Source organism: Deferrisoma camini S3R1 (assembly GCF_000526155.1).
In the GTDB taxonomy this organism is placed as follows: Bacteria; Desulfobacterota; Deferrisomatia; order Deferrisomatales; family Deferrisomataceae; genus Deferrisoma; species Deferrisoma camini.
Window position 1 is genome coordinate 2,874,895 of sequence record NZ_JAFN01000001.1, and the last position, 14,446, is coordinate 2,889,340.

At 68.4% G+C, this 14,446-nt stretch carries 14 protein-coding genes; all 14 read right to left on the reverse strand.

Annotated features, from left to right (window positions below; all coding sequences use genetic code 11):
* Window positions 1-18: 18 nt before the first annotated feature.
* Window positions 19-2,022 (reverse strand): NADH-quinone oxidoreductase subunit L, encoded by a 2,004-nt coding sequence (gene nuoL, locus DEFCA_RS0112630; RefSeq protein ID WP_025323386.1) that lies wholly within the window; start codon window positions 2,020-2,022, stop codon window positions 19-21.
* 25 nt (window positions 2,023-2,047) lie between these two features.
* The gene (nuoK, locus tag DEFCA_RS0112635; RefSeq protein WP_025323387.1) at window positions 2,048-2,350 is read right to left on the reverse strand and encodes an NADH-quinone oxidoreductase subunit NuoK; all 303 of its coding nucleotides are present in this window, start codon (window positions 2,348-2,350) and stop codon (window positions 2,048-2,050) included.
* A gap of 48 nt (window positions 2,351-2,398) precedes the next feature.
* A complete protein-coding gene (locus DEFCA_RS0112640; protein ID WP_025323388.1) occupies window positions 2,399-2,905 on the reverse strand; it encodes an NADH-quinone oxidoreductase subunit J family protein in 507 nt (168 codons plus the stop codon).
* Window positions 2,906-2,918: 13 nt separating this feature from the next.
* Entirely contained in the window at window positions 2,919-3,320 is a 402-nt protein-coding gene (nuoI, locus tag DEFCA_RS0112645) for an NADH-quinone oxidoreductase subunit NuoI (RefSeq protein ID WP_025323389.1), read from the reverse strand.
* 22 nt (window positions 3,321-3,342) lie between these two features.
* Window positions 3,343-4,344, reverse strand: a complete 1,002-nt coding sequence (gene nuoH, locus DEFCA_RS0112650) for an NADH-quinone oxidoreductase subunit NuoH (RefSeq protein WP_025323390.1) — start codon at window positions 4,342-4,344, stop codon at window positions 3,343-3,345.
* 51 nt (window positions 4,345-4,395) lie between these two features.
* A complete protein-coding gene (gene fdhF, locus DEFCA_RS21585; protein WP_084319174.1) occupies window positions 4,396-7,068 on the reverse strand; it encodes a formate dehydrogenase subunit alpha in 2,673 nt (890 codons plus the stop codon).
* Between the two features lie 389 nt (window positions 7,069-7,457).
* Window positions 7,458-9,443 carry an FAD-dependent oxidoreductase gene (locus DEFCA_RS0112665; RefSeq protein WP_025323393.1) on the reverse strand — a complete coding sequence of 662 codons (1,986 nt, stop codon included), beginning with the start codon at window positions 9,441-9,443 and terminating at the stop codon, window positions 7,458-7,460.
* 21 nt (window positions 9,444-9,464) lie between these two features.
* Window positions 9,465-10,643, reverse strand: coding sequence for an NADH dehydrogenase (quinone) subunit D (gene nuoD, locus DEFCA_RS0112670; RefSeq protein ID WP_025323394.1), 1,179 nt, complete (start codon window positions 10,641-10,643; stop codon window positions 9,465-9,467).
* Window positions 10,644-10,689: 46 nt separating this feature from the next.
* Window positions 10,690-11,169, reverse strand: a complete 480-nt coding sequence (locus DEFCA_RS0112675; protein ID WP_029734028.1) for an NADH-quinone oxidoreductase subunit C — start codon at window positions 11,167-11,169, stop codon at window positions 10,690-10,692.
* Window positions 11,170-11,199: 30 nt separating this feature from the next.
* The gene (locus DEFCA_RS0112680) at window positions 11,200-11,697 is read right to left on the reverse strand and encodes an NADH-quinone oxidoreductase subunit B (protein WP_025323395.1); all 498 of its coding nucleotides are present in this window, start codon (window positions 11,695-11,697) and stop codon (window positions 11,200-11,202) included.
* The gene (locus DEFCA_RS0112685; protein WP_025323396.1) at window positions 11,688-12,044 is read right to left on the reverse strand and encodes an NADH-quinone oxidoreductase subunit A; all 357 of its coding nucleotides are present in this window, start codon (window positions 12,042-12,044) and stop codon (window positions 11,688-11,690) included. Before DEFCA_RS0112685 ends, DEFCA_RS0112680 begins: the two co-directional genes overlap by 10 nt.
* A 164-nt stretch (window positions 12,045-12,208) precedes the next feature.
* Window positions 12,209-12,829 carry an electron transport complex subunit RsxE gene (gene rsxE, locus DEFCA_RS0112690; protein ID WP_029734029.1) on the reverse strand — a complete coding sequence of 207 codons (621 nt, stop codon included), beginning with the start codon at window positions 12,827-12,829 and terminating at the stop codon, window positions 12,209-12,211.
* A 26-nt stretch (window positions 12,830-12,855) separates the two neighbouring features.
* Window positions 12,856-13,428 (reverse strand): RnfABCDGE type electron transport complex subunit G, encoded by a 573-nt coding sequence (locus tag DEFCA_RS0112695; protein WP_025323398.1) that lies wholly within the window; start codon window positions 13,426-13,428, stop codon window positions 12,856-12,858.
* Window positions 13,425-14,435: an RnfABCDGE type electron transport complex subunit D gene (locus DEFCA_RS0112700; protein ID WP_245693477.1), complete on the reverse strand. Its 1,011-nt coding sequence runs from the start codon at window positions 14,433-14,435 to the stop codon at window positions 13,425-13,427. Before DEFCA_RS0112700 ends, DEFCA_RS0112695 begins: the two co-directional genes overlap by 4 nt.
* Between the last annotated feature and the right edge of the window lie 11 nt (window positions 14,436-14,446).

Consider the following 14,446-nt stretch of genomic DNA (forward strand, 5'->3'; position numbering starts at 1 on the left):
ACCTCTCCTCCACCCCTCTTAGAACGAGGCCACCACGGCGTAGTAGCCCACCAGGATCACCGCCCCCAGAAGGATCGTCAGGGCGTATGCCTGCACCTGGCCGGTCTGGAACCGCCGCAGGCCCGACCCCACCGACCGCACCAGCAAGCCGGTGCCGTTGACGATGCCGTCGATCACCACCACGTCGACGAACGCGTAGCAGAACGTGGCCAGGGCCAGGGTGCCCTCCACGAACACGGCCTGGTAGATCTCGTCCACGAAGTACTTGTTGTACAGCAGCTCGTACAGGCCCCGGCACTTGGCCGCCACCTTGCCCGGCAGGTCGGGCTTGGCGATGTAGCAGATGTACGCCACCAGGATGCCCAGGAGCGCGTAGGCCACGCTCAGGAACATCAGGGCGTACTCGGCCACCAGGTCCGCGTGGCCGCCCGCCTCGGCCGCGGCGCCCGCGGCCTCCGAGGCCCAGGCCGTGGACACCAGTCCCAGGCCGCTGGCGGCCTGCTTCACCCCTTCGGCCGCTTCGGACGCGCCGCCCAGCACCGGCGCCAACCAGTGGTGGAACTGGTTCGCCCCGCCCAGGGCCGCCGGGATCCCGACCCAGCCGCCCACGATGGACAGCCCGGCCAGGATCCACAGGGGCACGGTCATGGAGGCCGGCGACTCGTGCACGTGCACCTCGTGGGGATCGAACCGCTCCTTGCCGAAGAAGGTCATGAACACCAGCCGGAACATGTAGAAGGCGGTGATGCCGGCGGCGGCGAAGCCGAGGAACCATTGGAACTTGAACCCGTTGGCCCAGGCGTTCCACAGGATCTCGTCCTTGGAGAAGAACCCGGCCAGGGGCGGCACCCCCGCGATCGCGATGGTGGCGATCAGGAAGGTCCAGTAGGTGTGGGGCATGTGCTTTCGCAGGCCCCCCATCTTGCGCATGTCCTGCTCCTCGTGCATGCCGTGGATCACCGAGCCGGACCCGAGGAACAGGCAGGCCTTGAAGAAGGCGTGGGTCATCAGGTGGAAGATGCCCGCGGCGTAGGCGCCCACGCCCATGGCCGTGAACATGTAGCCGAGCTGGCTCACCGTGGAGTAGGCCAGCACCTTCTTGATGTCGTACTGGGTGATCGCGATGGTGCCCGCGAACAGGGCGGTGAGCGCGCCGATCGTGGCCACCACGGTCATGGAGGTGGGGGCCATGGAGTACAGCACGTTGCACCGGCCGATCATGTACACGCCGGCGGTGACCATGGTGGCGGCGTGGATCAGGGCCGACACCGGGGTGGGGCCGGCCATGGCGTCGGGCAGCCACACGTACAGGGGGATCTGGGCGCTCTTGCCCGTGGCGCCCACGAACAGCAGCAGGGTGATCGCGGTCACGATGGCGCCGCCGGCCACCAGCACCTCGGGCGCCTGCTTCATGATCGGAACGAAGTCCAGGGTGCCGAACTTCCAGAAGATCAGGAACATGCCGAGCAGGAACCCGAAGTCCCCGATCCGGTTGACGATGAACGCCTTCATGCCGGCCGCGGCCTTGGCCGCGTCCTCGAACCAGAACCCGATCAGCAGGTAGGAGCACAGGCCCACGCCCTCCCAGCCCACGAACAGCACCAGGAAGCTGTTGCCGAGCACCAGGGTGAGCATGGCGAAGCAGAACAGGTTGAGGTAGGTGAAGTAGCGCGAGAACCCGGGGTCGTGGGACATGTACCCCACCGAGTACACGTGGATCAGGAAGCCCACGCCCGTGACCACCAGGATCATCACGCAGCTGAGCGGGTCGAGCAGGTAGCCCAGGGTCACCTTGGTGGACCCGCTGGCGATCCACTCGAAGATCACCTGCTCGAACACCCGCTCGGCCGGCGGCAGGGCCTTCAGGCTGAAGAACGCCCCCACCGACACCAAGAACGACAGGAACACGCTGCCGCAGGCCACCGTGGCCACCAGCCCCTTGGGCATCCTCCGGCCGAACAGGCCGTTCACCAGGGCGCCCACCATGGGGAAGAACGGAATCAGCCAGATCATGTCGAGCATGGGAAGCCTCCCTCAGGCAACCGGTTCAGCCCTTGAGCAGGCTGATCTCGTCGGCGTGGACGGCCCGGCGGGCCCGGTACAGGGACACCACGATGGCCAGCCCCACCGCGGCCTCGGCCGCGGCCACGGTCATCACGAAGAACACGTACAGCAGCCCCTCGACGCTGTTGAGGTGGTCGGCCACCGTGACGAAGGCCAGGTTCACGGCGTTGAGCATGAGCTCCACGCACATGAGCAGCACGATCACGTTTCGCCGCACCAGCACCCCCACCACGCCGAGCCCGAACAGCACGGCCGAAAGCCCCATGGAATACTCGAACGGAATCATCCCTCGTCCTCCACCGCTTCGGGGCCGGGTCCGGCCCGCGGTCCGGAACTAGAGCCGCTTCTTCGCCAGCGCCACGGCCCCCACCAGCCCCACCAGCAGGAGCACCGAGGCGATCTCGAACGGCAGCAGGTAGGTCGTGAACAGCTTCTCCGACAGGAACTCCACGCTGCCCACCCGGGCCAACACCTCTTCCGTCATGCCGCCGGCCTTCCCGGTGAGCCCCGCCCCCAGGGGCACCAGCAGCACCACCACCATCAGGCCGGCCATCACCATGCCGAACACCTTTGCGAAGCCCAGGCGCTCGGTCTCGGCCTCCTCGTGGCGCACGTCGAGCAGCATGATCACGAACACGATCAGGGTCATGATCGCGCCGGCGTAGACCATGAGCTGGATCGCGAAGATGAACTCGGCGTGGTGCAGCAGGTAGATCCCGGCCAGGCTCACCATGGTGCCCACCAGGCTCAGGGCGCTGTGGATCGGGTTGCGGGCCAGGAGCACCCCGATCCCGCCCAGCACGGCAAAGGCGGCGAACACGAAGAAGATCGCTAGCGTCATCGGACGCCCTCCGTCAGTTGCGGGCCAGAACGTCCCGGGTCATGTGGAACTCCTCCCGGGTGTATCCGCAGAACTCGTAGTTGCGGGTCAGCTCGATCGCGTCCTTGGGACACGCCTCCTGGCAGTACCCGCAGAAGATGCACCGGGTCACCTCCACCACGAACCGGTTGGGGAACCGCCGGCCGTCCGGGGTCTCCTTGGCCTCGACCGTGATGACCTTGGCCGGGCACACGGCCTCGCACAGGCCGCAGGCCACGCACTTGAGCTGGCCGTTCTCGGTCTTGAGCCGGTGCAGGCCCCGCCAGCGCTCGGACGGTTCGCGCTTCTGCTCGGGGTACTGGTAGGTGATCGGCTTCGAGAAGAACCGCTTCAGGGTGAACGCGAGCCCCTTGAGGAGCGGGGTGATGACGGCCATGGGCTTGACTCCTTGTCCGAGCTTAGGCCACCGCCGTGACCACCACACCGGTCACGAAGATGTTGGCCAGGGCCAGGGGCATGAGCCACTTCCACCCCAGGCGCATGATCTGGTCGTACCGGAGCCGGGGAAACGTGCCCCGCTCCCAGATGAAGAAGAACACCAGCACGAACACCTTGGCCAGGAACACCGGGAACTTCAGCAGCCCCGGGGTGGGGATGCCGAACGGCAGGTACCAGCCGCCCAGGAACAGGCAGGTGATGATCATGGCCAGGGAGATCAGGTGGGCGTACTCGGCCATGAAGAACATGGCGAACTTCATGCTGGAGTACTCGATGTTGAACCCGCAGGCCAGCTCGGCCTCGGCCTCGGGCATGTCGAACGGGGTCCGGTTGATCTCGGCCAGCCCGCAGATGAGGAACAGGAAGAACGCCAGCGGCTGCTTGAAGGCGTTCCACCACACGGTCTGGGTGTTCACGATCTCCACCAGCGACAGGCTGCCGCTCACCATGATCACGCTGATCAGCGTGAGCCCCAGCGCCAGCTCGTAGCTGATCATCTGGGCCGCGGTGCGCAGCGACCCCAGGAGCCCGTAGCGGTTGTTCGAGGCCCACCCGCCCAGCATGACCCCGTACTCCCCGAGGCCGGCCAGCCCCAGGATGTACAGCAGGGCCACGTTCACGTCGGTGATCCGCATGGTGATCTCCCGGCCGAACAGCTGGAACGAGTCGCCGAACGGGATCACGGCCACGATCATCAGGGCCGGCACGATCGACAGGACCGGGGCCAGCACGTACACGATCTTGTCCGCGTTGGCCGGGACGATGTCCTCCTTGAAGAACCCCTTGAGGCCGTCGGCCAGGGGCTGCAGCAGCCCCTGGGGGCCGACCCGGTTGGGGCCGTGGCGGACCTGGATCCGTCCCAGCACCCGGCGCTCCAGCCACGTGGTGTAGGCCACCACGAACAGAAGCACCCCGAACACCACCAGCACCTTGAGGATGCTTTCGATCAGGAAGTCCAGCATGGTCGTCTCCCTGCGGAACCCGGGCCCTGGGGGCCCGCCGCTCCGCCGAACCTAGGCCTTCTCCACCCGAACCGCGGTCACCTTGTACTCGGGGATCTTGGCCACCGGGCAGGTGGCCGGGTTCGTGAGCACGTTCACCGGCGACTCGCTGTAGTGGAAACTCAGGAACACCGTGCCCGGCGCCGGCCGCTCCACCACCTTCACCTTGGTGGTGATCTCGCCCCGCCGGCTGGTCACCCGCACCGGGTCGCCGGTGCGCAGGCCCAGCCGCTCGGCGTCGGCCGGGTGCATCTCGAGGAACCCCTCGGGGAAGCAGTCGTTGATGCGTCCGCACCGCCGGGTCATGGAGCCGGAGTGATAGTGGGGGTGCTCGCGGCCGGTGGTCAGGACGAGCGGGTACTCGTCGTCCGCCTCCTCGGCCGATCCCTTGTACTCCACCACGTGGAACAGGCCCTTGCCCCGGGCGAACCTCTCCACGTGGAGCACCGGGGTGCCGGGGTGGTCCTTGTCGGGGCACGGCCAGGGGATGCCCTCGCGCTCGATCCGGTCGTAGTCGATGCCGGCGTAGCTGGGGGTGAGGGAGGCGATCTCCTCGAAGATCTCCCGGGGATGGGCGTAGCTCATGGGGTAGCCCATCTTGGTGGAGAGCTCCTGCACGATCTGCCAGTCGGGCTTGGACTCGCCCCGGGGCGCCAGCGCGGCCCGCACCCGCTGGACCTTGCGCTCGGTGTTGGTGAAGGTGCCGTCCTTCTCGGCGAACGAGCAGGCCGGCAGGACCACGTCGGCCTTGGCCGCGGTCTCGGTGAGGAAGATGTCCTGCACCACCAGGAAGTCCAGGTTGTCCAGGGCCTTCTCGATGTGATGCAGGTCCGGGTCGGTGATCATGGGGTTCTCGCCCATGACGTACAGGGCCCGGATCTTGCCCTCCAGCGCGGCATGACCCATCTCGGTGAGGGTGAGGCCCGGCTCCCGGGGCACCTTCCGGCCCCAGGCCTCGTCGAACTTGGCCATAGCCTCGTCGTCGCCCACCTTCTGGTACCCGGTGACCACGTTGGGCAGCCCACCCATGTCGCAGGCGCCCTGCACGTTGTTCTGGCCCCGCAGGGGGTTCACCCCGCCGCCCTCCACGCCCACGTTGCCCGTGAGCATGGCCAGGTTGGCCAGGCACTTGACCGCGTCGGTGCCCTGGGTGTGCTGGGTGACGCCCATGGCGTAGAGGATCGAGGCGGGCTTGGCCCCGGCATAGACCCGGGCCGCCTTGCGGATCAGGTCGGCGTCCACCCCGGTGATCTCCTGGACCTTCTCCGGGGAGTAGGCCTCCAGGGAGGCGGCGAACTCCTCGAACCCCTCGCACCGCTCGGCGATGTAATCCGGAGCGTGGAGATTCTCCTTCAGGATCACGTGCATCATGCCCAGGATCACCGGGATGTTGTGGCCCGGCTTCACCTGGAGGAACACGTTGGCGTACTCGGCCAGCTCGATGCGGCGGGGATCGATCACCACGAGCCCGGCGCCCCGCTGGGTCACGGCCCGCTTGACCCGGTCGCCGATGATCGGGTGGTTTTCGGTGGTGTTGGAGCCGATGACCAGGAAGGCCTGCGCCTTATCCACGCAGGCGATGGAGTTGGTCATGGCGCCGGAACCGAAGCTTGTGGCCAGACCGGCCACCGTGGCGCTGTGTCAGAGACGTGCGCAGTGATCGACGTTGTTGGTGCCGATCACCGCGCGCATGAACTTCTGGAAGAGGTAGTTCTCCTCGTTGGTGCACCGGGCGCTCGTGAACCCGCCGATGGCGTCGGCGCCGTGCTCGTCCTTGATCTGCTGGAGCCTCTGGGCCACCAGGCCCAGGGCCTCGTCCCAGGTCGCCTCCTTGAGCTCGCCGTCCTTGCGGACCAGCGGCTTCTCCAGCCGGTCGGGGTGGTTGACGAACTCCCAGCCGAACCGGCCCTTCACGCACAGGCTCCCGAAGTTGGGGGCCTTGTCGAAATCGGTGGTGGTGACCCGGATGACCTCGCCGTTCAGCACGTTCAGCTCGAGCTGGCAGCCCACGCCGCAGTAGCCGCAGGTGGTGGGCACCCGCTCGGCCTGCCAGATCCGGGCTTTGGTGGGGTGCACGCTGTCGGTGAGGGCCCCCACCGGGCACACGCTCAGGCACTCGCCGCAGGAGATGCACTCCACCCCGGGCACCGGCCCGATGTACGAGTAGAACCCGTTGTCCACGATCTGGATGCAGCCGACGCCCTTGACCTCCTTGCAGGCCCGGACGCACCGGCCGCACAGCACGCACCGGTCGGGCCACTGCCGGATGAACGGCGACACGTACCGGGGCACGTCCCGCTCGAACGGCTCGGTGCGGTACGACTCGGCCGTGACCCCGAACTCGTACACCAGGTCCTGCAGGTCGCACTCCCCGCCCTTGTCGCACACGGGGCAGTCCAGGGGGTGGCGCACCAGCAGGAGCCGCAGCACGTCGCGGCGCATCTCGCGCAGCTCCTCGGAGTCGGTGGTCACCACCATGCCGTCGCCCGCGGGGGTGTCGCAGGCGGTCACGGGTTTGGTGCAGCCCTCCACCTCCACCACGCACATCCGGCACGAGCCGATGGGGGAGAGCTTCTTGAGGTAGCACAGGGTGGGGATCCGGATCCCCGCCTCCTGCGCCGCCTCCAGGATCGTGGCCCCCTTGGGGACCTCGACCCGGACACCGTCGATCGTCACGTTGATCATGGGCTTCCCCTCTTCGAAACCAGCTGGGCCGCAGGGCGGCTTCCCAGTAACTTCGGGCCTTCGGCCCGCCAGGCGGCTGGGCGGCTAGGCGGCCGGGCAGCTTTTGAGCCCCGACCCCAAGGTCCGGGGGGCTAGGGGCCTGGTGGAGCGCCGGGCGTGGCGGTATCAGGGGCCAGAATTCAGAGGACAGTAGACAGGAGAACCACCGGATCGGTTTTCCCCTGTCTTCTGTCCACCGACTCCTGCTTCCTGAAACGCAGGCCCCTAGCCCTCCGCCGACAACGCTCTAGACCAGGGCGACCTTCCCCTTCCCTGTTGTGCGGCCCCGAAGGGGCCTGGTGGAGCCCCCACTAAAGGTCTGCCCCCCCGGTTTTTCTAGTTTCTAGTCTCTAGTTTCCAGTCTCTAGCCCCCGCCCTTCCGGCTCCGGGGCCACCAGGAGCAGCCGGTAGCACCGCAGGCACCGGCTCGCGTCGGCGATGGCCTCCTCGTGGGTGAACCCGATCTCGGCCTCCCGGAAGTCCTGGATCCGCTCCTCCACCGGCACGTGGTGGATGTGGGCCGGCTCGGTGGTGGCGGGCACGCCCACGTCCTCGGCCGGATCGTAGGGCTTGAGCTGGGCCACGTACTCGTTCATGACCCACTCCTCCAGGGGCTCGGTGCGCTCCTCCCGGAGGAACCGGTCGATCTGGAACGCGGCCTCCTTGCCGCCGGCCAGCCCCGCGATCAGGGTCAGGGGCCCGGTGACGCAGTCGCCGGCCGAGAACACCCCCACCCCGTCCACCACGGCGGCCAGCTTGTTCAGGCCCTGCACCTGGATCTGGTTGCGTCGGTCGGCCTTGACCGGGGCGTCCTCGGGCAGGAACCCCAGGTCGATGGCCTGGCCGATGGCCGGGATCACGGCGTCGGTCTCCAGCACGAACTCGCTGCCCTCGATGGGCACCGGCCGGCGCCGGCCCGACTCGTCGGGCTCGCCCAGCTCCATCTTGATCAGCTCCACCCCCTTCACCTTGCCGTTGTCGTCCAGCACGAGCCGGGTGGGGTTGTGGAGGAACAGGAACTCGATGCCCTCGGCTTTGGCGTCGGCGATCTCCACCTTGTCGGCCGGCATCTCGGCCTCGGTCCGGCGGTACACCAGGGTCACCTTCTCGTAGCCCACCCGCAGGCCCGTGCGCACGCAGTCGATGGCCACGTTGCCGCCGCCCACCACCACCAGCCGCTTGCCCACGAACACCGGCTTGCCCAGGGCCACGTCCCGCAGGAAGTCGGCGCCCCGCATGAACCCTTCCTTGGCGTCCTCCTCGCCCGGCGCCCGCAGGCCCGTGCCCAGCCGGGCCCCCACCGCCAGGAACACGGCCTTGAACCCGCCCTTGACCAGGTCGTCCCAGGTCACGTCGCGGCCCACCTCGGTGTTGTACCGGACGGTGACCCCCAGGTCGGCGATCAGGTCCGCCTCGCGCCGCAGGATCCAGCGGGGCAGCCGGTAGTCGGGGATGCCCACCGCGGCCATGCCGCCCGGCTCGGGCAGGGCCTCGAACACGGTCACGTCGTAGCCGAGCTGGGCCAGGTAGTAGGCGCAGGAGAGCCCCGCCGGACCGGCGCCCACGATCGCCACCTTCTCCTTGTCGGGCGTGGGCTTGGGCAGCCGGGGCGGGCGGTTGCGGTCGAGCTCGTAGTCGGCCACGAACCGCTTCAGGTACTTGATCTGGACGGGCCCGTCCACGTTCTGGCGGCGGCAGTTGAACTCGCAGGGCCGCACGCACACCCGGCCCACCGTGCCCGGCAGGCAGTTGTCCTGGCGGATCACCTCGAGGCTGTCCTCGAACCGGCCCTTCTTGATCAGCTCCACGTAGGTGGGGATGTCCAGGTGGGCCGGGCAGGCGCTCTTGCACGGCGCGGTCACCTTGAGCCGGTACTCGCCCCGGGGCACCTTGGCCTTCTTCCCGATCGCCTCGTCCAGCTCGGCCCGGAAGTGGGTCACGAAGTCCGTGAAGGCCTTGCCGCAGGACCGGCCCAGGTCGCACATGGCCTGGTTGCGCAGCCGCTCGGCCAGCCGCTCCACCGTGGCCACGTCGCCGGGCTCGCCCCGGCCGTCGCACACCCGGGCCAGGGCGTCGTGGATCACCTTGCTCCCCACCCGGCACGGCACGCACTGGCCGCAGGAGTACCGCACCAGCCCCTCGGCGTAGGCCCGGGCCATGTCGATGGGGTTCGCCCGGCCGTCCCACACGGCCAGGCCGTCCCATCCCATCAGGCCCAGCAGCGGCGTGCCCGAGGGAAGGGACCGGGGAACCGGGACGTCGTCGGCACCCTTGGCCGTGCCCTGGCGGCTGTCCACAACCTGGCCGCCCCAACTCGAAAAGATCCGATCACCCATGAACCCCTCTCCTCGCCCGGCTCAGCGGTCGATCTCGCCGAGCACGATGTCCAGGGAACCGATCACCGCGATCACGTCGGCCACCATCCGGCCCTTGATCATCTCCTCGAGGGCCTGGAGGTTGATGAAGCACGGCGGCCGGACCCGGAACCGGTAGGGTTTCTCGCTTCCGTCCGACACCAGGTAGTACCCGAGCTCGCCCTTGGTGGCCTCGACGCTCATGTACACGTCGCCCTCGGGCGCCTTGAACCCCCCGCTCATCAGCTTGAAGTGCCGGATCAGGCACCCGATGTCCTCGTACACGGTCTCCTTGGGCGGGGGCGTGATCTCGGGCACGTCGGCCATGACCGGCCCCTCGGGCATCCGGTCGAGGGCCTGCTCCACGATCCGGATCGACTGGCGCATCTCGGCCAGCCGCACCAGGTAGCGCTCGTACACGTCGCCCACCGTGCCGGTGGGGATCTCGAAGTCGTAGGTGTCGTACCCGCAGTAGGGCTGGACCTTGCGCAGGTCCCACTTGACGCCCGCGGCCCGGAGCACCGGCCCGGTGATGGAGTACTGGATGCACTCCTCCTGGCTGATGATCCCGATCCCTTCGGTGCGGTTGCGCCAGATCTTGTTCTTGGTGAGAAGGAGCTCGTACTCGTCCACCCGGGAGGGGAACTCCTTGACGAAGGCCCGGGCCTTCTCGAAGAACACCGGCGGGGCGTCGGCGGCGAGGCCCCCGATCCGGACGAAGCTGGGGGTGAGCCGGGCGCCGGTCACGTCCTCGAGCATGTCGATGACGGTCTCACGCTCGCGGAAGGTGTAGAAGAGGACCGTCATGGCGCCGATGTCGAGGGCGTGGGTGCCGAGCCACAGCAGGTGGCCCGCGATCCGCTGGAGCTCGGCCAGGCAGACCCGCAGCACGGTGGCCCGCTCGGGGATCTGGTCCTCGATGCCCAGGAGCTTCTCCACCGCCAGGCAGTACCCCAGGTTGTTGATCAGGGCCCCGGTGTAGTCCATCCGGTCCGTCAGGGTCAGGGCCTGGTGGTAGGTCTTGGTCTCGGCGAGCTTCTCGAGCCCCCGGTGCAGGTGCCCCAGATGGGGGATCGCCCGGACCACGGTCTCGCCGTCCAGCTCAAGGACCACCCGGAGCACGCCGTGGGTGGCCGGGTGCTGGGGGCCCATGTTCACGATCATATTCTTGGTTTCCGACATCTCGACCTCCGGGGGTGACGGGCGCCTCGGGTTCGGGCGGTCGGCCCTAGCGGTAGACCACCTTCTGGGGAATGCCCTCCAACGGGTAGTCCTTCCGGAGGGGATGCCCCACGTACCCGTCCCAGAGCAGGATGCGCCGCAGGTCGGAGTGGCCGTCGAACACGATGCCGAACAGGTCGTACACCTCGCGCTCCAGCCAGTTGGCGGCCTTCCAGACCCCCTCCACCGTGGGAATGGTGTCGTTCTCCTCCACCGGGGCCTTCAGGCGCAGCCGCCGGTTGTGGGGGAACGAGTAGAGGTTGTAGATCACCTCGAACCGCGGGGTGCGGGGGGTGCGGTCCACGGCGGTGAGGTCGGTGAGCATGTTGAACCCCAGCCGCCCGTCGTCGCGGCAGAACGTGGCCACGTCCGCGATCCGGTCCTTGGCCACCACCACGCTCGTCTGGCCCCGGAACTCGTGGTGGCCGAGGACGGCGTCGCCGAACTCACCTTTCAGGATGTCCACGATGGCGTTGAGGTCGCTCATGGCAGCCCCTCTCGATAGGGATTGCGCGCGCTAGCCGGCGGCCGCGGCGGTGTCGGGGCGGTCCGAGAACTTCTCCTGGGCGATCTTGTCCTGCAGCTTGATCAGCGCCGCCAGGAGCTGTTCCGGCCGGGGCGGGCACCCGGGCACGTACACGTCCACGGGCAGGAACTGGTCCACCCCCTGGACCGTGTTGTACACGTTGAAGATGCCGCCGGAGCAGGCGCAGGTGCCGTAGGCGATGACCCACTTGGGGTCGGGCATCTGGCGGTAGATCTTCTGGACCATGGCGGCCATCTTCTTGGTGACCGTGCCGGCCACGATCATCAGGTCGGACTGGCGGGGGGAGGGCCGGAACACCTCGGCGCCGAACCGGGCGATGTCGTAGGAGGCCGAGGAGGCCACCATCATCTCCAGGGCGCAGCAGGCCAGCCCGAAGGTGGCGGGCCAGATGGAGTTCTTCCGGGCCCAGCCCACCAGCTTCTCCAGGTTCGTCACCAGAACCGGGGGCAGCTTGGTCTCTACTCCCATTCCAGCACTCCTTTCCTCCAGATGTACGCGTACCCCACCAGGAGGATGAACAGGAACACGAGCATCTCGACGAACCCGAAGAGCCCCAGGGCCTTGAACTTCACGGCCCACGGGTACAGGAACACCACCTCGACGTCGAACACCAGGAACACCATGGCCACCAGGTAGTACTTGACGTCGAACGGCCGGCGGGCCCCCGGGTCCACGGTCATGCCGCACTCGTAGGTGGACAGCTTCTCCGAGTCGGGCCGCCGCGGCCCCAGCATGGCCGACATGAGCACCATGCCGAGCCCGAAGCCGGCCGCCAACAGGAACAGGATCAGGATCGGAACGTAGTTTTGGAGCATCCCATCCTCCCTGGGCCCCGGGAAGCCCCCGGGCTCGCCTCACTTTGTGAACGCCTGGAACAAGCCGCGCGGTATGCTACTCGGCCGGTTTTCGCGATGTCAAGGACAAACCGCCGTTGGTTCGGAACAAAGCGGCGTAACCGTGTAGAACCCCGACGATTTTGCTAGGCCTTCCGCCCCCGCAACTCCCCCCACCGGTTCATGCCGGCGAGCAGGAGACCCAGCGTGATGAACGCGCCCGGCGGCAGGATCATCACGATCACGGGCGAGAACCCGGGGCCCACCAGCGGCAGCCCGAACCAGGTGCCGTTGCCCAGGATCTCGCGCACGCTGCCGAGTAGGGTGAGGCTCAGGGTGAACCCCAGGCCCATGCCCAGGCCGTCGGCCACCGAAGCGGCCACCCCGTGCTTGGAGGCGAACGCCTCGGCCCGGCCCAGGATGATGCAGTTCACCACGATCAGGGGGATGAACACGCCCAGGGCCTTGTGGAGCTCGTGGGCGTAGGCGTTCATCACCAGGTCCACCACGGTCACGAACGAGGCGATCACCACGATGTAGGCCGGGATCCGCACCTTGGCCGGGATGACGGACCGGATCAGGCTGACCACCGCGTTCGAGCACAGGAGCACGAACGTGGTGGCGAGCCCCATGCCGATGCCGTTCACGGCCTCCGTGGTCACGGCCAGGGTCGGACACATGCCCAGCACCAGCCGGAACACCGGGTTCTCGCTGGCGATGCCCTTCCAGAACTCGAAGAACAGGGAGCCGGGCTTCTGTGCGCTCATGGGACGTTCCCGCTGGGAGCCCATCTTCATCCCTCTCCTCCGGGCGTGAAGATCTGGGACTTCGCGGCCTCGAACGCCTCCAGGGCCTCGCGGATGGCTTTGACCAGGGCCCGGGGCGTGATCGTGGCGCCGGTGATCTGGTCGAAGTCCCCCCCGTCCTTCTTCACGGCCCAGTTGGCGCTCCGGAGGCTCTTCCCCCGGAACTGGGCCAGGTACCCCGGGTCCGCGGCCTTGGCCCCCAGCCCGGGGGTCTCGGCGTGCTGCAGGATCACCACGCCGGTGACCCGGCCCTCCCGGTCCACCCCCACCAGGGCCCGGATCCATCCCCCGTACCCCTCGGGCGAGGCCGCCTCGAACGCGGCGCCCACGACCCGGCCGCCCTTGCGGCCCACGTAGTACGTGCGGCCGTTCACCACCCGGGCGTCCTGGTCCGGGGCGTTGTCGAAGGGGGGCAGCACGGCCCGCACGCCCCGGAGCAGCTCCTCGCGCAGGGCCTGGCGGATCGGCTCCTCGGTCAGGTCGTACACCTTGGCCAGGCCCAGGGCCGCCACCACGCACACCGTGGTGAGCACCAGCACCATCCGCGCCATGTCCCTCATGACGCCGCCCCTTTCGCGTCGGGCACCCAACCGAACTTCCGAGGCTTCGTGAACCGGTCGATCAGGGGCACCGTCGCGTTCATGAGGAGGATCGCGAAGCTCACCCCCTCGGGATAGCCTCCCCACAGCCGGATCACCGCGGTCAGGAGCCCGCATCCCACCCCGAACGCCCACCGTCCCCGGGCCGTCAGGGGGCTCGTGACCATGTCGGTGGCCATGTAGCACGCCCCCAGCACCGCCCCGCCGGTGACCAGGTGGAACCACGGGGGCACCACCTTGGCCGGGGCCCCGAGCCAGGCCGCGCCGGTGACGAGCACCAGGGTTCCCAGGAACGCCACCGGGATGTCCCAGGGGATGATCCGCTTCCAGAGCAGGTAGGCCGCGCCCACGAGGAGGAGCAGCTCCGACACCTCGCCGAGGCTCCCCGGCTGGAGCCCCACGAACAGCTTCCACCACGGGATGCCGGCCAAGGCATCGCCCAGGGCGCCGTGGGTGGCCACGGCGGTCTTGGCCGCGCCCAGGGGGGTCGCAGCGGTCACGGCGTCGGCCAGGGCGCCGCCCGGCACGGCCCAGTTGGTCATGGCCACCGGGAACGAGATCAGCAGGAACACCCGGGCCACCAGGGCCGGGTTGAACGGGTTCTGGCCCAGCCCCCCGAACACCTGCTTGCCGAGCCCGATCGCCACCACCCCCCCCAGGAGGGCCATCCACCAGGGGCTCGTGGCCGGCAGGTTCATGCCCAGCAGCAGCCCCGTGAGCACGGCGGAGCCGTCGGCCAGGGCGTTGGGTCGGCCGCGCAGCCGCAGGGCCCCCGACTCGGCGGCTGCGGCCCCGGCCACGCACCAACCGATCACCCAGGCGGCCCGCCACCCGAACGCGTACACCCCCCACACCACGGCCGGTGTCAGCGCCGCCACCACCTGCCACATGATCCGGGCGGTGGTGTCGCCCTGGAACACGTGGGGCGACGAGGACAGGATCCACTTGGGGTCGTTGGGGTTGGTCACGGTGTCAGCGT

Bases quoted from the DNA above. Each gene is read 5' to 3' on its own strand.
- nuoL (WP_025323386.1), bottom strand. From the start codon at position 2,022: ATGCTCGACATGATCTGGCTGATTCCGTTCTTCCCCATGGTGGGCGCC.
- nuoK (WP_025323387.1), bottom strand. From the start codon at position 2,350: ATGATTCCGTTCGAGTATTCCATGGGGCTTTCGGCCGTGCTGTTCGGG.
- DEFCA_RS0112640 (WP_025323388.1), bottom strand. From the start codon at position 2,905: ATGACGCTAGCGATCTTCTTCGTGTTCGCCGCCTTTGCCGTGCTGGGC.
- nuoI (WP_025323389.1), bottom strand. From the start codon at position 3,320: ATGGCCGTCATCACCCCGCTCCTCAAGGGGCTCGCGTTCACCCTGAAG.
- nuoH (WP_025323390.1), bottom strand. From the start codon at position 4,344: ATGCTGGACTTCCTGATCGAAAGCATCCTCAAGGTGCTGGTGGTGTTC.
- DEFCA_RS0112665 (WP_025323393.1), bottom strand. From the start codon at position 9,443: ATGGGTGATCGGATCTTTTCGAGTTGGGGCGGCCAGGTTGTGGACAGC.
- nuoD (WP_025323394.1), bottom strand. From the start codon at position 10,643: ATGTCGGAAACCAAGAATATGATCGTGAACATGGGCCCCCAGCACCCG.
- DEFCA_RS0112675 (WP_029734028.1), bottom strand. From the start codon at position 11,169: ATGAGCGACCTCAACGCCATCGTGGACATCCTGAAAGGTGAGTTCGGC.
- DEFCA_RS0112680 (WP_025323395.1), bottom strand. From the start codon at position 11,697: ATGGGAGTAGAGACCAAGCTGCCCCCGGTTCTGGTGACGAACCTGGAG.
- DEFCA_RS0112685 (WP_025323396.1), bottom strand. From the start codon at position 12,044: ATGCTCCAAAACTACGTTCCGATCCTGATCCTGTTCCTGTTGGCGGCC.
- rsxE (WP_029734029.1), bottom strand. From the start codon at position 12,829: ATGAGCGCACAGAAGCCCGGCTCCCTGTTCTTCGAGTTCTGGAAGGGC.
- DEFCA_RS0112695 (WP_025323398.1), bottom strand. From the start codon at position 13,428: ATGAGGGACATGGCGCGGATGGTGCTGGTGCTCACCACGGTGTGCGTG.